General features: G+C 58.4%; 21 protein-coding genes. 8 read left to right on the top strand and 13 right to left on the bottom strand.

Annotated elements, in window-relative coordinates; genetic code table 11:
* Window positions 1-18: 18 nt before the first annotated feature.
* The gene (locus tag J7413_RS02235) at window positions 19-2,055 is read left to right on the top strand and encodes a ComEC/Rec2 family competence protein (RefSeq protein ID WP_209096725.1); all 2,037 of its coding nucleotides are present in this window, start codon (window positions 19-21) and stop codon (window positions 2,053-2,055) included.
* Here the strand turns inward: J7413_RS02235 and lexA are convergent.
* The 7 genes from lexA to J7413_RS02200 all read right to left on the bottom strand — a co-directional run bounded on the left by lexA (window position 2,049) and on the right by J7413_RS02200 (window position 7,685).
* The gene (gene lexA, locus J7413_RS02230; RefSeq protein ID WP_209095951.1) at window positions 2,049-2,762 is read right to left on the bottom strand and encodes a transcriptional repressor LexA; all 714 of its coding nucleotides are present in this window, start codon (window positions 2,760-2,762) and stop codon (window positions 2,049-2,051) included. The two genes, J7413_RS02235 and lexA, sit on opposite strands and share 7 nt — an antisense overlap.
* A gap of 126 nt (window positions 2,763-2,888) precedes the next feature.
* The gene (gene glp / locus J7413_RS02225; protein ID WP_209095949.1) at window positions 2,889-4,064 is read right to left on the bottom strand and encodes a gephyrin-like molybdotransferase Glp; all 1,176 of its coding nucleotides are present in this window, start codon (window positions 4,062-4,064) and stop codon (window positions 2,889-2,891) included.
* Window positions 4,061-4,549 (bottom strand): cyclic pyranopterin monophosphate synthase MoaC, encoded by a 489-nt coding sequence (gene moaC / locus J7413_RS02220; protein ID WP_209095947.1) that lies wholly within the window; start codon window positions 4,547-4,549, stop codon window positions 4,061-4,063. Before moaC ends, glp begins: the two co-directional genes overlap by 4 nt.
* Complete coding sequence (trpC, locus tag J7413_RS02215) at window positions 4,549-5,364, bottom strand: indole-3-glycerol phosphate synthase TrpC (RefSeq protein ID WP_209095945.1); 816 nt, start codon at window positions 5,362-5,364, stop codon at window positions 4,549-4,551. Before trpC ends, moaC begins: the two co-directional genes overlap by 1 nt.
* Entirely contained in the window at window positions 5,361-6,026 is a 666-nt protein-coding gene (locus tag J7413_RS02210; RefSeq protein WP_209095936.1) for a uracil-DNA glycosylase, read from the bottom strand. The genes trpC and J7413_RS02210 overlap by 4 nt, the downstream gene beginning before the upstream one ends.
* Window positions 6,027-6,075: 49 nt before the next feature.
* Entirely contained in the window at window positions 6,076-7,095 is a 1,020-nt protein-coding gene (gene trpD, locus J7413_RS02205) for an anthranilate phosphoribosyltransferase (RefSeq protein ID WP_209095934.1), read from the bottom strand.
* Window positions 7,092-7,685, bottom strand: coding sequence for an aminodeoxychorismate/anthranilate synthase component II (locus J7413_RS02200; protein WP_209095932.1), 594 nt, complete (start codon window positions 7,683-7,685; stop codon window positions 7,092-7,094). The genes trpD and J7413_RS02200 overlap by 4 nt, the downstream gene beginning before the upstream one ends.
* A 144-nt stretch (window positions 7,686-7,829) precedes the next feature.
* Between J7413_RS02200 and J7413_RS02195 the strand changes: the two genes are divergently transcribed.
* Entirely contained in the window at window positions 7,830-9,461 is a 1,632-nt protein-coding gene (locus tag J7413_RS02195) for a divergent polysaccharide deacetylase family protein (protein WP_209095930.1), read from the top strand.
* 159 nt (window positions 9,462-9,620) lie between these two features.
* Here J7413_RS02195 and J7413_RS02190 read toward each other — a convergent pair whose 3' ends face one another.
* Entirely contained in the window at window positions 9,621-10,082 is a 462-nt protein-coding gene (locus J7413_RS02190; protein ID WP_209095929.1) for an Lrp/AsnC family transcriptional regulator, read from the bottom strand.
* A gap of 121 nt (window positions 10,083-10,203) precedes the next feature.
* On the opposite strand from J7413_RS02190, the gene J7413_RS02185 reads away from it, so the two are divergent.
* Window positions 10,204-11,001 carry a phenylalanine 4-monooxygenase gene (locus tag J7413_RS02185; RefSeq protein ID WP_209095928.1) on the top strand — a complete coding sequence of 266 codons (798 nt, stop codon included), beginning with the start codon at window positions 10,204-10,206 and terminating at the stop codon, window positions 10,999-11,001.
* Window positions 10,998-11,339: a 4a-hydroxytetrahydrobiopterin dehydratase gene (locus J7413_RS02180; RefSeq protein ID WP_209095927.1), complete on the top strand. Its 342-nt coding sequence runs from the start codon at window positions 10,998-11,000 to the stop codon at window positions 11,337-11,339. Before J7413_RS02185 ends, J7413_RS02180 begins: the two co-directional genes overlap by 4 nt.
* Window positions 11,340-11,343: 4 nt before the next feature.
* Here J7413_RS02180 and J7413_RS02175 read toward each other — a convergent pair whose 3' ends face one another.
* Both J7413_RS02175 and hpt read right to left on the bottom strand, forming a co-directional pair.
* Window positions 11,344-11,526, bottom strand: coding sequence for a hypothetical protein (locus J7413_RS02175; RefSeq protein WP_209095926.1), 183 nt, complete (start codon window positions 11,524-11,526; stop codon window positions 11,344-11,346).
* Between the two features lie 108 nt (window positions 11,527-11,634).
* Complete coding sequence (gene hpt, locus J7413_RS02170) at window positions 11,635-12,180, bottom strand: hypoxanthine phosphoribosyltransferase (protein WP_209095925.1); 546 nt, start codon at window positions 12,178-12,180, stop codon at window positions 11,635-11,637.
* A 110-nt stretch (window positions 12,181-12,290) separates the two neighbouring features.
* Between hpt and J7413_RS02165 the strand changes: the two genes are divergently transcribed.
* Window positions 12,291-12,746 (top strand): type II toxin-antitoxin system RatA family toxin, encoded by a 456-nt coding sequence (locus J7413_RS02165; RefSeq protein ID WP_209095924.1) that lies wholly within the window; start codon window positions 12,291-12,293, stop codon window positions 12,744-12,746.
* 72 nt (window positions 12,747-12,818) lie between these two features.
* On the opposite strand, the gene J7413_RS02160 is transcribed toward J7413_RS02165, so the two are convergent.
* The 3 genes from J7413_RS02160 to J7413_RS02150 form a co-directional block, all read right to left on the bottom strand.
* Entirely contained in the window at window positions 12,819-14,006 is a 1,188-nt protein-coding gene (locus tag J7413_RS02160; protein WP_209095922.1) for an ammonium transporter, read from the bottom strand.
* 160 nt (window positions 14,007-14,166) lie between these two features.
* A complete protein-coding gene (locus tag J7413_RS02155) occupies window positions 14,167-14,640 on the bottom strand; it encodes a CinA family protein (protein WP_209095920.1) in 474 nt (157 codons plus the stop codon).
* The gene (locus J7413_RS02150; RefSeq protein WP_209095918.1) at window positions 14,640-15,122 is read right to left on the bottom strand and encodes a phosphatidylglycerophosphatase A; all 483 of its coding nucleotides are present in this window, start codon (window positions 15,120-15,122) and stop codon (window positions 14,640-14,642) included. The genes J7413_RS02155 and J7413_RS02150 overlap by 1 nt, the downstream gene beginning before the upstream one ends.
* Before the next feature lie 285 nt (window positions 15,123-15,407).
* Here J7413_RS02150 and dusB point away from each other — a divergent pair, with 285 nt between their 5' ends.
* From dusB to J7413_RS02135, 3 genes are read left to right on the top strand one after another with little or no spacing between them, the layout of a single operon-like run.
* Window positions 15,408-16,421, top strand: a complete 1,014-nt coding sequence (dusB, locus tag J7413_RS02145; protein ID WP_348538713.1) for a tRNA dihydrouridine synthase DusB — start codon at window positions 15,408-15,410, stop codon at window positions 16,419-16,421.
* Window positions 16,418-17,503, top strand: coding sequence for an ATP-binding protein (locus tag J7413_RS02140; protein WP_209095914.1), 1,086 nt, complete (start codon window positions 16,418-16,420; stop codon window positions 17,501-17,503). The genes dusB and J7413_RS02140 overlap by 4 nt, the downstream gene beginning before the upstream one ends.
* Entirely contained in the window at window positions 17,503-18,867 is a 1,365-nt protein-coding gene (locus tag J7413_RS02135; protein WP_209095912.1) for a response regulator, read from the top strand. The genes J7413_RS02140 and J7413_RS02135 overlap by 1 nt, the downstream gene beginning before the upstream one ends.
* Window positions 18,868-18,991 lie beyond the last annotated feature (124 nt).

The raw sequence follows: 18,991 nt of genomic DNA, 5'->3' as shown, positions 1-18,991 counted from the left end.
AGAGAACAAGGCTTGCTCATGTTTACGCCGCTGCGCCAATCGGTACTGCAGCAGCGCGGGCGCCTGTTTTGTTGGGTGCCCGTAGGGTTGGCGGTTGGCATCAGTCTGTATTTTTCCCTGCCTGTAGAGCCGGCGGGATGGTTTCTTTTGGCTGCGGCGTTGATTGCTGGGTGTCTCGCGCTCTTTACACGAAAACAAGAAGCGGATGTGTCCGCCTGTCTGTGGGGCGCAGTCATGATCGCAATGGGGTTTGCCGTAGCGGGCGCGCGCGCGCATTGGGTGGCAGGCCCTGTGCTGGGGTTTCGCTACTACGGTCCCATCGAAGGACGTGTTGTTGCAATAGATCGTTCAGCCTCCGATGCGGTGCGACTGACTTTGGAACAGGTTCGTTTGGCGCGAGTAGCGCCAGAGCGCACACCAACGCGTGTCAGAATTTCTTTACACAGCAGAGAAGCAGGTGTCCTTGCCAAACCCGGCATGCTCGTTGGTACAACAGGCCACCTTTCCCCGCCATCAGGGCCGGTCGAACCGGGAGGATTTGACTTTCAACGCCACGCGTGGTTTCAAAAAATAGGCGCTGTAGGCTACACCCGTGTTCCGGTTGTCCGGCTGGCACCCGACCGCGTGCGCGGTGGCATCTATGGCTTTCGCATGCAATTGTCCAAAGCCATTCAGATCAGAATGCCCCAGAATGTGGCAGGTGTCGCTGCGGCCATCACCACCGGGGATCGGTCTGCCATACCCAAAGAAACCACAGAGGTCTTGCGTGGCGCCAATCTTGCGCATCTGCTGGCGATTTCAGGGCTTCATATGGGATTGCTGGCTGGATTTGTGTTTGGTGCAATCCGTTTTGGGTTTGCATTGGTGCCCTACATGGCGTTGCGACTAAACACAAAGAAAGTCGCAGCGATTTGTGCGCTCCTTGCCGCAGCAGGCTATCTTGTGCTGTCAGGCGGCAGCGTCTCAACCGAACGGGCCTTTGTGATGACGGCCGTCGTCTTGACTGCTGCGTTGTTGGACAGGCGTGCATTCACTTTGCGGGCAGTCGCAGTGGCTGCGATTGTTGTTTTGTTGCTCAGGCCGGAAGCACTGCTTGGCCCGGGCTTTCAAATGTCGTTTGCTGCGACAGCTGCTTTGATTGGGGTGTTTGGCTGGCTCCGGCACACAAAGCTCCCGCGTGGTCCGCGCTGGGTGTCATCTGTCTTTGCGGTGGTTTTGTCTTCATTTGTCGCAGGGATCGCAACGGCGCCGTTCGCGGCGTTCCATTTCAATCACATCGCCCACTACGGGCTATTGGCCAATGTGCTTGCGGTTCCGGTGATGGGGGCCATTGTGATGCCCTCTGCGGCTGTTGCGGCCGTGTTTGCACCGCTTGGACTGGAGCAAATTCCGCTCTGGGTGATGGCACAGGGATTACATTGGATCGTGACTGTCGCGGATTTTGTAAGCGGATTGGAGGGCGCGCGCGGCTCGGTGAAGACGGGAGGTGCGTGGGTGCTGCCTTTGCTCTCGCTTGGTGGCGTAACACTCTTACTGTGGCAGGGACATGCACGGTGGTTCGGTATGGTGTTGGTGGCAATCGCGATTTGGGCATGGCATGCAACCCCGCGTCCGGACATATTGGTTTCAGACACAGGTGGGTTGGTCGGGGTGATGACACCGGCGGGGCGCGCGCTGTCAAAAGCCAAAGGGCAGGGTTTTGTGGCGCGCAACTGGCTCGAAAATGATGGCGATATGCGCACTCAAGATGCGGCTGCGGAAAACTGGAACGCAACAGGTGTGGCAAGAGGTTCGCTGAACGTGATTCATGCCCAGGGTAAGCGCGGGCTCGCCGCATTTGTTGGGTGCATCGAAAACGACTTTATCGTTTTTTCAGAGGACTTTGAGGGCGAACTGCCTTGCCAGTATACAGATGCGCAAGAGCTTCAAGAAAGCGGCGCCATTGCCGTCTACCTGAATGGCGCAGAGGCAAAACGCGTAACGGCCCGCGAAATCGCAGGCCGCAGAATTTGGAACGATGCGCGCATACGCAAACACGTGCACAGCGCTCAATAGGTGCGGATCAGGCCCACAAGTTTGCCCTGCACTTTCACCTTGTTGTCAGGGTAAACGCGCGTTTCATACGCAGGGTTTGCCGCTTCCAACGCGATGGAGCTGCCATTGCGGTGAAAGGTTTTTAGCGTTGCCTCCTGATCTTCTACCAGTGCCACAACGATGTCACCGTTGTCCGCTGTCGATGTCTCAGAAATGATCACGATATCTCCGTCATTGATGCCCGCGTTGATCATGGAGTCACCTTTGACTTCCAGCGCGTAGTGGCTTGCGCCAGCAGCAAGCATCTGCCCCGGAACCGCCACATGGTGATCTACGTGACTAATGGCTTCAATTGGCACACCGGCTGCAATCTTGCCCATCACCGGCAGCTCACGCGCAGCCAACATCACCGCATCTGGGCTCAGGTTTGCAGGCACGGTCGGTGATGGGTGTGGCCCATCAATCACCTTGGGTTGGAAGCTCGAAGTGGGGGCTAATGGCATGCCACCCATGCTTTCGGGCAGTTTTACAATCTCAATGGCGCGGGCGCGATGGGCGAGACGGCGGATAAAGCCGCGTTCTTCCAGTGCGGTGATCAGCCGGTGGATGCCGGACTTGGAGCGCAGATCGAGCGCATCCTTCATTTCGTCAAAGCTGGGTGGCACCCCGTCGCGTTGCAGACGGGTGTGAATGAACTCCAGCAGATCCAGTTGCTTTTTGGTTAACATGCTCGACGACCCCCTTTTACAAAGTGTCTTAAGCTTGTTCTACGCATGTTCTCGTTTTGTGTCAAAACCTTTTGAGAACATAGCGGAAACACATGCTAAAAAGACACGGCTGATCAGGTGGTTATGTCAGAGCGGGAGGTAGGACACCTCTGTTCCGGCGGGCAGTTCCGGGCTGTTTGGCTGGCAAATCAGCAGAGCGTTTGCGTCAGACAGAATGGAAAGCAGCGAGCTGTCTTGGTTATCAAAGGTCACAAGGCCGCGCGGGCTGACATGGGCGCGCATGTAGTGTTCGCGGGGGCCATTGGCCGGAGCGGGTGCTGCGAGCGTGGTGGTCTGATGCGGCGTGGGGGCTTGGCCAAGCCCGAGCATGGCCCGGATCACCGGAAGCACAAAGACATGGCCGCAGACCATAGCAGAGACCGGATTGCCTGGCAGGCCGATCATCATCGCGCCATTGCCCATGGTGCCCGCCATCAGCGGTTTGCCCGGACGCATGGCAATCTTGTAAAAACTGCGCTGCATGCCCAGATCCTGCGCCACTTTGCCCACGAGATCATGATCGCCCACAGACGCGCCGCCAATGGTGATCAGAAGATCGGCATCATCCACCAAAGCGAAGGCTGCCTTGAGAGAGGCTTCGGTGTCCCGTGCGATAGGCAGAAGGCGCGCTTCGGCACCCGCGTCGCGCAGCATGGCCTGAAGGCCGAAGCTGTTGGAGGCGATGATCTGATCGGGGCCGGGTGTTTCGCCCGGCATCACCAGCTCGTCGCCGGTGGAGAGGATCGCCACTTTGGGGCGGGGAGTGACAGGCACGGTGGCGATGTTCATCGACGCCATGAGTGCGATGTCAGATGGGCGCAGTACGCGGGGCGCGTCGATGGTTTGCCCAACTTTGAAATCGCCACCCAAGGGGCGGATGTGAGACCCTTTGTCGAGGTTTTCAGACAGGGTGATGGTGTCGCCGTTGCGGGTGACATCCTCTTGGATGATTACGCGCGTGACACCTTCGGGTACGGGCGCGCCGGTGAAAATCCGCACGGCTTCGCCCGCGCCCACACTGCCATCAAAGGCGTGGCCTGCAGCGGCCTCTCCGATCACCTGATACTGCGCGCCAGGCATAACCCCTTCGGCAGCCACCCCGTAGCCGTCCATCGCGGAGGCGGAAAACGGCGGCTGGTCACGTTTGGCCGAGACGGGTGCAGCCAGCACGCGGCCATTGGCCTCTGACAGCGGGACAAGCTCGGTGTTCAGGGTTGGGGTAAGGGCAAATAGGTTGGAGAGCGCTTCGCTGACTGAAATCATTTCGCTTCGTAACGTCCTGATTTTCCGCCGTCTTTCAAAATGACGCGGATGCCGCCGATTTCCATATCTTTGTCCACGGCTTTGGACATGTCATAGACTGTAAGCGCGGCAATATTCACCGCGGTGAGAGCTTCCATCTCCACACCGGTCTGTCCGGTGGTCTTTACGGTGGCTTCAATGCGCACGCCGGGCAAGTCGGCATCCGGCGTCAGCTCCACAGCGACTTTGGTGATCGGCAGCGGATGACATAGAGGGATCAGGTCGGCACATTTTTTTGCGCCCATGATGCCTGCGAGGCGAGCAACCCCAAGCACATCGCCTTTCTTGGCGCGGCCTTCGGCGATGATGTCATAGGTGGCAGGTGCCATCTTGACCCAGCCCTCAGCCGTCGCAATGCGGGAGGTCACAGCCTTCTCAGAGACGTCCACCATATGGGCGTCACCTTTGCCGTCAAAATGGGTGAGGCCAGAGCTGTTGCTGCTCATCACATGCCACCCATGGCGTTGAGCGGATTGGCCAAAAGCGTGCGGGTGGCGCTGGCGACATCGTCCTGACGCATCAGGCTTTCACCGATCAGGAAGGTGCGTGCGCCATAGCGTGCCATATCGGCGAGTTCGGCCGGGGTGTTGAGCCCGCTTTCACAAACGATCAGGCGGTCTTCGGGCACCAGTTTGGAAAGCTGGCGCGTGGTGTCGAGCGTGGTCTCAAAGGTTTTGAGATTGCGGTTGTTGATGCCCATCAGCGGGGATTTGAGCTGGCTTGCGCGCTCCAGTTCTTCGGCGTCATGCACTTCGAGCAGGACATCCATGCCCCATTCAAAAGCACAGGCCTCAAGCTCTTGCGCCTGACTGTCGCTCACCGAAGCCAGGATGATCAGAATGCAGTCCGCTCCCAGTGCGCGGGCTTCGGCCACCTGATAGGTGTCATACATGAAGTCCTTGCGCAGCGCGGGCAGATTGGTGGCCTCACGCGCCTCGGTCAGGAAGGATTTCTGCCCCTGAAAGCTTGGCGTGTCGGTCAGCACCGACAGGCAGGTTGCGCCGCCGTCCTCATAGGCTTTGGCCAGCAGAGGTGGGTTGAAGTCTTCGCGGATCAGCCCTTTGGAAGGAGACGCTTTCTTGACCTCGGCAATCAGACCGTAGCCTGAGCGGCTCGCCTTTTGCAGCGCATCCGCGAACCCACGCGTTGGGCTGGCTTCACGCGCCTCCGCTTCGACGGCCTCAAGCGATTTAGACGCCTTATCTGCCGCCACTTCTTCCAGTTTATAGGCTTTGATCTTGTCGAGTACGGTTTCGGTCATGCGTGCGTCCAGTCGATAAGAGGCTCGCCGCGTTGCGTGAGCCAGTTGTTTATTGTCGAAAACGGGCGAGTGCCAAAGAATCCGCGTCGCGCAGACAGAGGCGAAGGATGCGCCGTTTCGATCATCAGATGTTGGCTGCCATCTTTAGGCGCTTGGATGTGTGTTGCAAGAGCTTGTGCCTGTTTTCCCCAAAGAACAAAAGCACATGGCCGAACAGAGACCTCCGAAAGAACCTGATGTGCAAGCGCCTGAAAGCCCAACGACTTATGTCCGTTCGCCTCTCCCGCAGGGACGGTGAGCACGGTGTTGAGCAGCAGAACACCTTGGCTGGTCCAATGGCGCAGATCGCCTGTCAGAGGGGCAGCGCCGATATCGGCGATCATCTCTTTGAAGATGTTGTTGAGCGATCGTGGCAGTGGGCGCACGTCTGGCTCCACAGAGAAGGCCAAGCCGTGCGCATGGCCGGGTGTGGGGTAGGGATCCTGTCCAAGAATGACCACCCGCACCTGATCCGGGCGCAGGGCCTCAAGCGCGGCAAAACGCTGATCGGAGGGAGGTAGGATGTCGCGCGGGTCTTCGGCGATGGTTTGCCTGATACGCGGCCAATCTGCCTCAAAGAACGGCAAGTGCGCCCAAGCGGAAGGAATGGGAGTGTCCATCATTCTGTCTCCCGCATGGGCGTTGGTGTTGTCTGTAATTGCACCGCGCGGTTCACGCGGCAGAGGTGACTTTGGCCAATGCAGCGACTTTGCCTTTGGCTGCACCGCTGTCGATGCTTTCGCGTGCTTTTTCAACCCCTTCTTTCAGGTCGCGCGCTGCGTCTGCCACCACAAGCGCAGCTGCCGCGTTCAACAAGACCGCATCGCGATACGCGTTTTGCGCGCCATCCAGAAGCGCGCGGAAGGCATTGGCGTTGTCCTCTGGCGTGCCGCCTACAATGGCCTCAAAAGGATGCACCGGCAGACCGGCGTCTTCGGGGTGCAACTCAACGTCTTTTACAGTGCCGTCGGTCTCAAGTGCGGAAACCCAGCTCACGCCGGTGATGGTCAGCTCATCGGTGCCGTCAGAGCCATGAACAAGCCAAGCACGCTCGCTGCCCAATTGGCCAAGCGTTTCGGCCATGGGGCGAATGAGGTCGCGGGTGAAAGCGCCGGTCAGTTGGCGTTTGACGCCTGCCGGGTTGGTGAGTGGGCCAAGAATGTTGAAGATCGTGCGGGTGCCGAGCTCTGCACGGGTTGGCATCACATGGGCAATCGCCGGGTGGTGCATCGGTGCCATCATGAAGGCGATGCCGCAGCTTTCCAGCGCCTTTTCAACCACTTCCGGTCCGACCATTACGTTGATGCCCATCTGGGTTTGCACGTCCGCAGTGCCGGATTTGGAGCTGAGATTGCGGTTGCCATGTTTGGCCACGGGCACGCCAGCACCGGCCACAACGAAGGCTGTGGCGGTGGAGATGTTGAGCGTGTGCTTGCCGTCGCCCCCGGTGCCAACGATGTCGATGGCACCAGCGGGGGCTGTCACCGGATTGCATTTGGCGCGCATGACTGCGGCGGCGGCGGCATATTCATCCACCGTTTCACCACGGGTGCGCAGCGCCATCAGCAGGCCGCCCATCTGGCTGGGTGTTGCTTCGCCTTCAAACAGAAGGGAGAAAGCGGCCTCGGCTTCATCACGCGACAGGGGGCGATCCGCGGCCGCGCCGATCAGCGTCTTGATATCATGGCTCATGCGGCGGCCCCTTTTGGGGAAGGCATCATGTCCAGAAAGTTTTTGAGCATGGCGTGGCCGTGCTCAGAGGCGATGGACTCCGGATGGAACTGCACGCCTTGAATAGGCAGTTCTTTGTGTTGCAGGCCCATGATGGTGCCATCTGCAAGTTCTGCTGTGATTTCAAGACAGTCCGGGAAGGTTTCGCGATCCACCACCAGTGAATGATAGCGGGTGGCCTCAAACGGGCTGGGCAGACCCGCGAACACGCCTTTGCCGGTGTGCTTCATGGTGCCCATTTTGCCATGCACGATCTCATGACAGCGCACGACGTTGCCGCCAAAGGCCTGACCGATGGTCTGATGGCCCAGACACACACCCATAAGCGGGGTGCGGGTTTCTGCGGCTGCTTCGGTCAGGGCAAGGCAAATGCCTGCCTGATCGGGATCACAGGGGCCGGGAGACAGCAAAATGCCCGAAGGGTTCATGCCCATCGCGTCCTGTACCGTCAGCGCGTCGTTTCGCCAGACCTGCACATCTGCGCCCAACTCGCCCAGATAATGCACAAGATTGTAGGTGAAACTGTCGTAATTATCGATCAGAAGCAGCATTTTGTCGGTTCTTATCCTAAAGATGCGAAAGGGGTGGAGGCGAAGGGCCTGCTCGCGGTATACATGCTCAGGCTTGGCGCAGAGGGTCAAGAGGGGCACAGGCAGGTTCGCCCCGGAAAATGATAGAAAGAAGGGCAGAGAGCGATGTTGCGCGGATTTTTGGCTGGTGTGTTCTGGGGCGTGGTCCTGATTGGTGGCGTGCTTGCGGCGGCGTCTTTGCTGTCTCCTTTACCGGCGACGGTACAGCCACAGACCACAGCGGTGGCACCACAAGACGGGCAGAAGGTGTCGGTGCCCGCTACAGCATTGGATACCACTTCTCAGCGGGACTCAACGGTTGAGGGCGCGCCGGGGGCTGCGGTTCCTGAAGTTGAGGCAGAGGATGGGCCTCCTTTGGCGATCACCGATTCTGCACCAAAGCCAGAACCAGAGACACCGGATGCTGAACTGGCTGCGCCCGCGCAGATTGATGGGAGCGGAGCTGTTGAAATTGAAGAAGAATCTCCGGTTTTGCCCAACCCTCAATCGCAAACGCCAGCGGCGCCTGTGGCGGAAACGGAGTTGTCCATTTCAACCAATCCGGCGCAGCCCGCAGCGCCTGCGCCATTGTCTGGGGAAGCCTTTGAAACACCTGCAGCGCCGGTTTTGGCAGATGAAGATGTAGGAGGCGCAGAGGCACCCACAGCAGAGGTCGTGATTGAGGTGCCAGATGAGGCTGACGCACCAACGGAGGCGGCCTCTGTTGACGCTGAAACTGGCGCGCGGCAAGGCACAGAGGATCAGGCTGTTGACCAGATTGCAGAGGCAGTCGAGGGTAATTCGGAACGCGTGATTGTGCTGGATGAATTGCCAGAAGACGCTGAAAACGAAGAACAATCCTCGCTGGTGTCTGAGGCGGTGCCAAGCCCTGTTGCGGAGGATCTGTCCCCTCGAGCAGAGGCGGAAGAGGTGCTGGAAGATGAAAGCGCGACAGCGTCGTTGCTGAAACCTGCTGGCAACTTGAACGAGACCTATCCGCAGCTGAAATCCTCCCGTTTGCCCTCTGTTGGTGATGATGCGGCAGAGGGTGCGACCGTGGCGGCACCTGCGGCGTCCACCAGTCTGCGGCCTGTCGAGGCAAACGCGGAAGGCTTTGAAAACACAGAGAATAAACCGGTGATGTCGATTGTTCTGGTGGATACCGGGGAACATAGTTTTGACATGGAAGCCTTAGAGAGCTTTCCATATCCGTTGAGCATTGCGGTGAGCACACTTGATCCGCAAGTCACTGAAAAGGCGGCAAACTATCGTTTGCGCGGGTTTGAAGTGCTGGCCATGGTAGACATGCCTGCAGAGGCGAGCGCGTCAGATGTTGAGCAGGCCATGCAGGCGCATTTGTCGGTTTCTGATGGGTTTGTCGGCATCATGGAAGGTCTGACGGATGGGCTGCAAGGCAGTAAGGTCGTGAGCGATCAGGTCGCTCAGGCTCTGTTGGGAAGCGGACACGGATTGCTGATGTTTCCCAATGGTTTAAATACGGCACAGAAGCTTGCAGCAAAGGAGGGCGTGCCCTCTGTCAGTGTGTTCCGAGACTTTGATGATGCTGGTCAGACAGCTGTTGTGATGCGCCGTTTCCTTGACAATGCGGCGTTTAAGGCAGGTCAAGAAGATGGCGTGGTTATGGTGGGGCGCCTGCGCGATGAGACCATTTCTGCGCTGCTGCTCTGGGCGCTTCAGGATCGGGCAGGGACGGTGGCGATGGCGCCGATTTCAGCGACTTTCCAAACCATAAACTGATCTTTCTGAGGGGCGAACGACTCAAAGGTTAACGCCCCTTTTTGCCCAGAATTTTACGTCGGTATTGCGTCGGTATCCCAACGGTATTGCGGAGGTGCATTTCGCGGGTTTTCCACCATTAACAAAGCGTGCGTACAAGAGGCACCATACGCAACGTTTTTAGACCTCAATTGGCAGGCTGCCTGCGGTTTTGAGCTGTCGCATGATGAAGTTCGTGGTGGTTGTGCGCACAACGCCAAGGCGCAGAATTTCTTTCATGATGAATTGTTCCAGCATCTCAGGATCGCGGGCCACAACCTTCAGGACAAAATCAAAGTCGCCGGTGATCGAGGCACATTCGAGCACCTGTTCGTTTTGGGCGATGAAGCTTTGAAATGTGTCGATTGATTCTTCGCTGTGATCAATCAGAGAGATCTGGACATAGGCGAAGGCATTGAGCCCCAGTTTCTTGCCATCCAGAATAGCTGCATAGCGCAGGATGAAGCCGTCCTCTTCCAGCCGTTTCACACGCCGCCAGCAGGGAGACGGAGAAAGCCCAACCGTGTCTGACAGCTCTTGCGTGCTGGCGCGGCCATTGCGCTGGAGTAGTTTTAGGATCAGCCGTTCGAAGTGATCGAGCATATCTTGCCTCACATTTGCGATTGGTAGGTGAATTTTACCTCAAAATAAGTGATTGTGGGGAGAACAGAAAAATATTTGTCCGATTTGCGGCCTAGCATGGTCTTGCGAGGAGGATAAACCAATGCCCAAAACCACCAAATATGTCGCCAAGGTCCCGGATGCGGACGGTGTGATCCACTACACAGCGCAAGAGAATGCGGTCTGGCGGGATCTGGTTGCCCAGCAACAGCCCAATGTAGAGAGACTGGCTGCCGCGCCTTTTCTGACTGGTCAGCGCTGCCTGAACTTGCCGGTGGATCGCGTGCCACAATGTGTGGAGGTGTCTGAGGTTCTGGAGGATCTGACCGGCTGGCGCGTGGCCCCGGTGCCTGCGCTGATTGGCTTTGGGCGCTTTTTTAAGATGTTGTCGGAGAAAACCTTTCCTGCGGCCTCGTTCATTCGGGATCGCGAAAGCTTTGATTACATCGAAGAGCCGGACATCTTTCATGAAATCTATGGGCATACGCCACTGCTGACGGATCCGCGGTTTGCCAAGTTTTCACAAAGAATTGGGGAGACAGGGCTGGCGTCTGACCCGGCTGACTATTCATGGTTGATCCGGCTGTATTGGTTCACGGTGGAGTTTGGGCTGATCCGGGAAGGGGAGCAGATCAAAGCGCTTGGGTCTGGCCTGGCGTCTTCGCCTGGGGAGCTTTCCCATTCCATCTTTGGCCCAAGCGTGATCCGCAAGCCGTTTGATGTGATTGATATTCTGCGCACGCCGTATCGGATCGACATCAATCAGCCGATCTATTTTGTGTTGGATGACGTCGAGCAGCTTTTGGAAGCCTCGGAACGGGATCTTTTGGTCGACATCAAAAAGGCGCAGGCGCTGGGGCTGCATAAGCCGGTGTTTCCGCCGAAACCGGAGGCGGCATGATGGTGGAAGAATTGGCGAGCAAATCCTGTGCCGCCTGTGAAGGCTGGGTGCCCCCCTTGAGTGACGCGGATTTGGCTGCGCTGAAAAGCAAGCTGCATCCAGACTGGACCATTGCGGAAGATGGCAATTCGCTGCAACGCAAGCTGGTTTTCAAGGCCTATGCCAAGGCGGTTTATGCCGCCAACCTCGCAGCGTTTGTCAGTGACAAGGAAGGCCACCATGCGGATGTGCGCTTTGGCTGGGGTTATTGTGAGATCATCTACACATCCCACGAATTGGGACGGTTGTCTGAGAATGATTTCATCTGTGCCGCCAAGCTGGATGCGATGCTGGTCTAGCGGTTCAGAAGTTTACGGTCAGCCGGGATTTGGGGTCGAGGGTGAGCGCGTCAGGCCAGCCCACGAAACGCTCGATCAACACAAGGACCAGACAGGCCAGAATCACGCCAAACACAAGCTTGACCCGTTTTTCAGAAGGCGGGTTGCGCGCCCATTGGCTCATGCGGAACAAGTGGCGAAAGTTCATCTGCGGGGCTGCTGACGTATTTGGATCGTTGGAGAATGAGAATGCCTGAGGTTTTGCGCGGACGCAAATGGAAGGCGCAGGCTGCGCCTTCCTGTGCAGGCGCGTCGCTTAGTTGTCTTCTGTAAAGCGCACTTTGCCGATGAAAGGCAGGTTTCGGTTGCGTTGGGCAAAGTCGATGCCGTAACCCACGACAAATTCATCAGGAATTGAAAAGCCGATCCAATCAGCGGCGATGTCGGCTTCGCGACGGCTGGGTTTGTCCAGCAGTGCGATGGTTTTGATCTTGGCCGGGTTACGCGCCTTCAGCAGGTGCAGCACGTGGGTCAGGGTGTGGCCGGTGTCTACGATGTCTTCGACCACCAGCACGTCGCGGCCTTCGATCTCGCCGCGCAAGTCTTTGAAAATGCGCACTTCTCGACTGCTTTCCATGGCGTTGCCATAGGAGGAGGCTTCGAGAAAATCGACCTCAACCGGCAGTTCCAGTTCACGCACCAGATCGGCGATGAAGACAAAAGAGCCGCGCAGCAGGCCCACCACAATCAGCTTATCAGTGCCAGCGTATTCGGATTGAATTTCGCGTGACAGCTCTTCGATCCGGGCGGCAATGGACTTGGCTGAGATCATTTGATCGATGACATATGGACGCTCTGACATGAGACCCTCTTGATTTTTCGCCCGCAGAATAGATATGAGCGCGAGCAGCACAGTGCATAGCGGGGACGCGAAACACTGTCACGTTAAAATGGGCAGCTGACTGGAACCACATGCCGACGCACTCTGAGACACGCACGCTGCCTTACACAGCTCAGCAAATGTATGACCTTGTGGCCGATGTGGCGACCTATCCAAAGTTTCTGCCCTGGTGCGCGGCGGCGCGGGTGCGCTCGGTCACGCCGATTGAAACGGCGCATGGGGTGGGCGAGGAGATGCTCGCGGATCTGGTGATTTCGTTCAAAGTGTTTCGGGAGCGGTTTGGCAGCCGGGTGGGGCTATATCCTGACAGCAAGCACATCGACACGGAATATCTGGACGGGCCGTTCAAATATATGAAGTCCACCTGGGATTTTGCGGATGTGGATGGCGGTGTTGAGGTGAAGTTCTTTGTGGATTTTGAGTTCAAGAACATCATCTTGCAAAAGGCGATTGGGCTTGTGTTCTTTGAGGCGATGAACCGGATTGTGGCCGCTTTTGAGGCGCGGGCGAAAACGCTTTACGGCTGAGGCTGGGCCGCAAAAAAGGGCGGCCTAACGTGGCGGCCGCCCAAGTTCCGGGAGTGATCCCTGAGTGTTTCGTTAAGATGCGGTGTCGTAGGCGCGCTCGCCGTGGACTGCGAGATCCAGACCGTTGACTTCGGTTTCCTCATCCACGCGCAGTGGGGTGATGAGGCTCACGACTTTCACAAGCACCACGGTTACAACCAGTGTGAAGATGCCGACAACCGCGAGGCCGCCAAGCTGCGCGACCCAGCTGCCTTGGCCAAAGACCGCAATCATGATGGTGCCGAAGATACCGCCCACGCCGTGTACGGCGAAGACATCCAGCGTGTCGTCGATTTTCAGGCCGTTGCGCACGAGGTTGACCGCTTCCTGACAGAGCACGCCTGCGATGGCCCCGATGATGAGCGCTTCGACCGGGCCGACAAAGCCCGACGCAGGGGTGATGGAGGCCAGACCGGCGATGGTGCCGGTGACAAGACCCACAAGCGAGGCTTTGCCGTATTTGATGCGCTCCCATAGTGCCCATGTGAGCGAGGCTGTGGCGGCGGAGATGTGAGTGACGGTGAGGGCCATGGCGGCACCGCCGTCTGCGGCGAGCTGGCTGCCGCCGTTAAAGCCGAACCAGCCGACCCAGAGCATGGCTGCGCCGATCATCACCATCCAAGGAGCATGTGGTGGCGTGGTGCGGTGGCGGCGCGCGCCCAGCATCACGGCAATCACCAATGCGGCGAGACCTGCGGTTTCATGCACCACAATGCCGCCTGCAAAGTCACGCACGCCAATTTCGCCAAAGATGCCGCCATCCGCCATCATGCCGCCGCCCCAGATCCAGTGGACCACCGGCGCATAGCACAGAAGCATCCAGAGACCGGAGAAGAGCAGAACAAAGCCAAAGCCGATGCGCTCCACATACGCGCCGACAATCAGCGCAGGCGTGATGATGGCGAAGGTCATCTGGAAGGCGAAGAACAGCACTTCGGGCAGGGTGCCAGAGAGGCTGTCGGCGGTGACGCCTGCAAGGAACATTTTGCCAAGCCCGCCCCAGAGAGAGCTTGCGCCGCCGTCATTGCCAAACGCGATGGAGTAGCCAAACATCAGCCACAAAACGCTCATCAAACAGGCAATGGCGTAGGTTTGCATAAACACGCTGAGCACATTGCGTGCGCGCACGAGGCCGCCGTAAAATAAGGCCAGCCCCGGCAATGTCATGAACAGGACCAAGGCTGTCGCCACGATGATCCATGCGGTGTCCGCTCCGTTCATTTTCTTCCCCTTTAGTCCCATGAGTGGTGGTTTTCTGGGCAAAAAGCGGAAAAGCGGCTGTGAACAAAGGCTGAAGTCTGTGCAAGGCGCCTTAAAAGGGGGCGTTTTGCAATGTGATTAAAAAATGGGCGTCAAATGCAGCAATTTGTGCAAATGTGCGTCAGTTTGCGCAAGATGCCTTAAAAAGGAGCGCCAACGCATGATTCCGCGCCGCTTCACGCACGTTTTCTCGGCCAAGCGCGCCGAACTCGATGGTTTCGGTTCTGCAGCCATCTGAGGTAGCGATGCCAAAACAGACGCGGCCTTCGGGTTTGAAGTCTGAGCCGCCGGGGCCTGCGATGCCGGTGATGGAGACCGCAAGCTTTGCAGATGAGTTGGCGAGTGCGCCAAGCGCCATTTCGCCCGCGACCTCTTCGGAGACCGCGCCCACGGCCTCCAGCGTGGCGCTGGACACGCCGAGCATTTCGATTTTGGCCTGATTTGTATAAGTCACAAAGCCACGCTCAAAGGTGGCGGAAGAGCCGGGAATGTCGGTGAGGGCTGCCGCAACCATGCCGCCGGTGCAGCTTTCGGCGGTGGCGATCTGTAGATCTGCCGCACGGCAATTGGCGAGGAGGGCAGCAACATCAACCATTACATCAGCACCACATGATAGAAGGCCGCCGCGGCGAGCGTTGCCACGCCCGCAAAGACACCGGCCCAGAGATCATCCAGCATGACCCCGATGGGATCATGGCGGCGATCGGCGCGGCCCACGAGCCAGGGCTTGCGGATGTCAAACAGACGGAAGAAGAAGAAGGCGGCGATTGGCCCGGGCCAGATCATGGACATGTCGCGGCTGGCAAAGGCGATGGCGGGGAAGAGCAGGGCGATCCACATGCCCGCGACTTCATCAATGACGATTTCTGAGGGGTCTTCGGTGGGTCTGTCAGCCAGTTCGCGCTGGCAGGCCCAGAACCCGGCCAGAACGGCAAGAACAGTCAGGACAATCAGGAGCCAGAGACCGACGTAGCGTTCCGCCGCCCAACCAATCAGAAGCGCGGCAAGAGAGCCCCACGTGCCGGGGGCAAAAGGCAGGCGGCCAACGCCAAAAAAGGTCGCGATTAGGGTGCTCATGTTAAGTCCTGTGTTTGGAACGGTCTGCGATTTGCCCTGTTATTCGTGGCTTCGTGTCCCTTTGCAAGCGGCGAATGGGCGCTGAGGCGTGCGGGTGAGCCAATCTGGACGTGCGCTTCGGTCGGTGATCCCTATATAGAAGCCGCACGTCAAACTGGCAGCACGTCGGGTGTGGATGCTTAAAAAATAAGCATATGCATTTTTCTGCCGAAAAAATCACCACGCTTTCATTGAGTTTGACCAATGGGTCAGATACCCCGAAAGCACTGCACAAGGATTAGGCACGTGACCGTTCAAGTCGCACATCTTTCACTGACACCGCCCGTTTTTCTGGCGCCGCTGGCCGGGATCACCGATCGCCCGTATCGGGATCTGGTGAGCCAGTTTGGGGCTGGGCTGGTGGTGAGCGAGATGGTGGCAAGCCAAGAGATGGTGCAGGCCAAGCCCGGCGTGCGTGAACGGGCGGAGCTGGGATTCGGTGATGCGACCACCTCGGTGCAGCTCGCAGGCCGTGAGGCGCATTGGATGGCGGAGGCCGCGCGTCAGGTGGAGGCCAATGGCGCCACGCTGATTGACATCAACATGGGCTGCCCGGCCAAGAAGGTGACCAGTGCCAGCGGCGCGGGCGCCAGCGGCTCGGCTCTGATGAAAGATCTGGATCACGCGCTGACGCTGATTGAGGCCGTGGTCGGAGCAGTGGACATTCCGGTGACGCTGAAAACGCGGCTGGGGTGGGATGACAACATGCTAAACGCGCCAGAGCTTGCCAAGCGGGCAGAGGATGCGGGCGTTCAGATGCTGACCATCCACGGGCGCACGCGCTGTCAGTTTTACAAAGGGTCCGCCGATTGGGCGGCAATCCGGGGCGTGAAAGACGTGGTGTCGATCCCGGTGATTGCCAATGGCGACATTGTGGATGCCGATACGGCAAAGGCGGCGATGGCGGCCTCTGGCGCGGATGGCGTGATGGTGGGGCGCGGGGCGCAGGGCAAACCCTGGTTGCTGGCGCAGATTGCGGCGGAGATTTTTGGCACAGAGGCGCCGGACGTGCCCACGGGCTCGGCGCTGGTGGAGCTGGTGCAGGGGCACTACGCCGCAATGCTGTCTTTTTATGGCACCGATCTGGGCCTGCGCGTCGCGCGCAAACATTTGGGTTGGTACATGGACACTGTGGGCACGGAGGCGGCGTTGCGCCGTCGGGTGCAGACCAGCCGGGATACAGAAGAAGTGATGGCGCTGCTTTCGGAGGCGTTGATGCCCTCGGGTGATGATGCGCCCAACAACAAAGAGGCCGCATGAGCGTTCAAAGCCCCATATGGAATTCCCTGCCTGTGCCAGGCCTGGTGGTCGACGCAGATGATAAGATCTTGCGCATCAACCCGGCGGCGGAAACGTTTCTGAACGCGTCGGCAAAATCCATGGTGGGGCAGCCGATCTGGGACAAGATCATGGTGGATGCGCCGCTGGAAGAGGCGTTTCAGAGGGCGCGCGAGCATGGCACGCCGCTGTTTGTGAATGATGCGGATCTGGGCACCGGCAATGCGCCGCCGGTGCAGTGCAACTTGCAGATCGCACCGCTGGCCGATGCGCCGGGCGAGATGCTGTTTCTGATTTCCAGCCGGGAGCTGGCTGGTCGGATGACACGCAGCCATGGGGTGAAATCCTCGGCCAAGAGCGCGATTGGCATGGCTGAAATGCTGGCGCATGAGATCAAGAACCCGCTTGCCGGGATCACGGGCGCGGCGCAGCTTTTGTCGATGAACCTGAGCGCCGAAGACTTGGAGCTGACAGATCTGATTGTCGCCGAAAGCCGCCGGATCGTGAAGTTACTGGAGCAGGTGGAGCAGTTTGGCAACCTGTCGCTGCCACAGAGGAAGCCGGTCAATATCCACGATGTGTTGGACCGCGCGCGCCGCTCAGCTCTTGTGAGCTATGGGGCGCATATGGAGATCGTGGAAGAGTATGATCCCTCTCTGCCACCAGCCGAAGGGGATGCGGACCAGCTGTTGCAGGTGGTGTTGAACCTGCTCAAGAACGCCTCGGAAGCGGCGGGAGAAAAAGGTAAAATTCGTATTAAGACCTACTATGAACACTCGTTTCGCATGCGGCGGGCGGATGGGTCTGGCCAACCTTTGCCCTTGCAGATCGAGATCATCGACGATGGGCCGGGGCTGCCGCAGGGGCTGGAGGGCGATGTGTTTGATCCCTTTGTTTCAGGACGGGAGAACGGCACGGGGCTGGGCCTCGCGCTGGTGAGCAAAATCATTTCGGATCATGGCGGTCTGATCACAGTGGACAGCGTGCCGGGGCGCACGGTGTTCAAGCTGTCGCTGCCACGGGCGAGCAAAGAAACTCTCAAGACATATGAGGAGAGCCTCTGATGGATGGCACGGTTCTGGTCGCAGATGACGATCGCACAATCCGCACAGTATTGACGCAAGCGCTGACGCGGGCGGGCTGTAAGGTGCATGCCACCTCTTCGCTGACCACGCTGATGCGGTGGGTCGGTGAAGGCAAGGGCGATGTGGTGATCACCGATGTGATGATGCCCGATGGCAATGGCCTTGAGATGCTGCCCAAGATATCTGAGGACCGCCCCGGCCTGCCGGTGATCGTGATTTCCGCGCAGAACACCATCATGACGGCGATTCAGGCGGCGGAAGCTGAAGCCTATGACTATTTGCCAAAGCCGTTTGACCTGCCTGATCTGATGAAGCGCACCGGCAAGGCGCTGGAGCAGAAGCGCCGTGCGCCAGCTGCGCCTGCTGTCGAGGAAGAGCGCCCCGATGAGCTGCCGCTGGTGGGGCGTACGCCGGCGATGCAGGCGCTTTACCGCCTTGTGGCGCGGGTGATGAACACCGATTTGCCGGTGTTGATTTCAGGTGAAAGTGGCACAGGTAAATCTCTGATTGCAAAAGAAATTCATGACTTCTCTGATCGGCGTAATCTGCCGTTTGTGGTGGTCAATGCCGCGGACTTGAGCGATCTGGAGGGCCCGGCGCGTGTGCTGGCCAAAGCCAAGGGTGGCACGATCCTGTTTGATGAGATCGGCGACATTGAAGACGAGGTGCAGGCGCGTATTGTGCGCATGATTGACACGCCGGGCGACCAGAATCCGCGCTTTATGGCGACCAGTCAGGTGAACCTGAACACCGCCATGGAGAACGGCACCGTGCGGCAGGATCTCTACTATCGCCTCAATGGTGCGGCGATCCATGTGCCGGCGTTGCGGGAGCGGGTGGACGACATTCCGCTGCTGGTGGAGCATTTCCTGCACCGCGCAGAACGCGAGGGCGCGCCGATGCGAGTGTTCTCAGAAGATGCGATGGAGATGTTCCGCACTTACAGTTGGCCGGGCAATGTGCGCCAGTTGGAAAATGCGGTGCGCCGCCTTGTTCTCACGGCGCAAGCTGAAGAGGTGACCAAAACCGAAGCAGAAATGGTGCTGGGCACGGCGCCTCAGGCCGGGCCGCTGCTTGGTGGCGAGGACAACGAAAAGCTTTCCGCGAGCGTTGCACGGCATCTGCGCCGCTACTTTGATCTGCACGGCAATATGTTGCCACCTGCGGGGCTCTACACACGGATTCTGCGCGAAATCGAACTGCCATTGATCGAAATCGCATTGGATGCGACTGGTGGAAATCAGGCAAAATGTGCTGATTTGCTTGGAATTAACCGCAATACCCTGCGGAAAAAGATCACAGATCTGGATATTCACGTGACACGCCGCCGCAAATTGATGTAAAAAGGCCACATAAATGTGGTGCCAGGGTCGCAGTCCCGAAAAAAGATGCGGCCCATAGAATGCACCACTGGATATGGCGGTGGGACGCGAAAGCGCTACCACATCAATTGGGGAAGTCGGGTGT

Origin of the sequence: Shimia sp. R10_1 (genome assembly GCF_017744095.1) — a bacterium.
Taxonomy (GTDB): domain Bacteria; phylum Pseudomonadota; class Alphaproteobacteria; order Rhodobacterales; family Rhodobacteraceae; genus Shimia.
The sequence above is the reverse complement of the archived record's forward strand: the minus strand, read 5'-3'. Positions and strand labels throughout refer to the sequence as shown.

Bases quoted from the DNA above. Each gene is read 5' to 3' on its own strand.
- J7413_RS02185 (WP_209095928.1), top strand. From the start codon at position 10,204: ATGCCCAAAACCACCAAATATGTCGCCAAGGTCCCGGATGCGGACGGT.
- J7413_RS02210 (WP_209095936.1), bottom strand. From the start codon at position 6,026: ATGATGGACACTCCCATTCCTTCCGCTTGGGCGCACTTGCCGTTCTTT.
- moaC (WP_209095947.1), bottom strand. From the start codon at position 4,549: ATGAGCAGCAACAGCTCTGGCCTCACCCATTTTGACGGCAAAGGTGAC.
- J7413_RS02235 (WP_209096725.1), top strand. From the start codon at position 19: ATGTTTACGCCGCTGCGCCAATCGGTACTGCAGCAGCGCGGGCGCCTG.
- hpt (WP_209095925.1), bottom strand. From the start codon at position 12,180: ATGTCAGAGCGTCCATATGTCATCGATCAAATGATCTCAGCCAAGTCC.
- glp (WP_209095949.1), bottom strand. From the start codon at position 4,064: ATGATTTCAGTCAGCGAAGCGCTCTCCAACCTATTTGCCCTTACCCCA.
- J7413_RS02190 (WP_209095929.1), bottom strand. From the start codon at position 10,082: ATGCTCGATCACTTCGAACGGCTGATCCTAAAACTACTCCAGCGCAAT.
- J7413_RS02180 (WP_209095927.1), top strand. From the start codon at position 10,998: ATGATGGTGGAAGAATTGGCGAGCAAATCCTGTGCCGCCTGTGAAGGC.
- J7413_RS02175 (WP_209095926.1), bottom strand. From the start codon at position 11,526: ATGAACTTTCGCCACTTGTTCCGCATGAGCCAATGGGCGCGCAACCCG.
- J7413_RS02160 (WP_209095922.1), bottom strand. From the start codon at position 14,006: ATGAACGGAGCGGACACCGCATGGATCATCGTGGCGACAGCCTTGGTC.
- lexA (WP_209095951.1), bottom strand. From the start codon at position 2,762: ATGTTAACCAAAAAGCAACTGGATCTGCTGGAGTTCATTCACACCCGT.
- J7413_RS02155 (WP_209095920.1), bottom strand. From the start codon at position 14,640: ATGGTTGATGTTGCTGCCCTCCTCGCCAATTGCCGTGCGGCAGATCTA.
- J7413_RS02195 (WP_209095930.1), top strand. From the start codon at position 7,830: ATGTTGCGCGGATTTTTGGCTGGTGTGTTCTGGGGCGTGGTCCTGATT.
- J7413_RS02150 (WP_209095918.1), bottom strand. From the start codon at position 15,122: ATGAGCACCCTAATCGCGACCTTTTTTGGCGTTGGCCGCCTGCCTTTT.
- trpC (WP_209095945.1), bottom strand. From the start codon at position 5,364: ATGACCGAAACCGTACTCGACAAGATCAAAGCCTATAAACTGGAAGAA.
- J7413_RS02200 (WP_209095932.1), bottom strand. From the start codon at position 7,685: ATGCTGCTTCTGATCGATAATTACGACAGTTTCACCTACAATCTTGTG.
- trpD (WP_209095934.1), bottom strand. From the start codon at position 7,095: ATGAGCCATGATATCAAGACGCTGATCGGCGCGGCCGCGGATCGCCCC.
- J7413_RS02140 (WP_209095914.1), top strand. From the start codon at position 16,418: ATGAGCGTTCAAAGCCCCATATGGAATTCCCTGCCTGTGCCAGGCCTG.
- J7413_RS02165 (WP_209095924.1), top strand. From the start codon at position 12,291: ATGCCGACGCACTCTGAGACACGCACGCTGCCTTACACAGCTCAGCAA.
- J7413_RS02135 (WP_209095912.1), top strand. From the start codon at position 17,503: ATGGATGGCACGGTTCTGGTCGCAGATGACGATCGCACAATCCGCACA.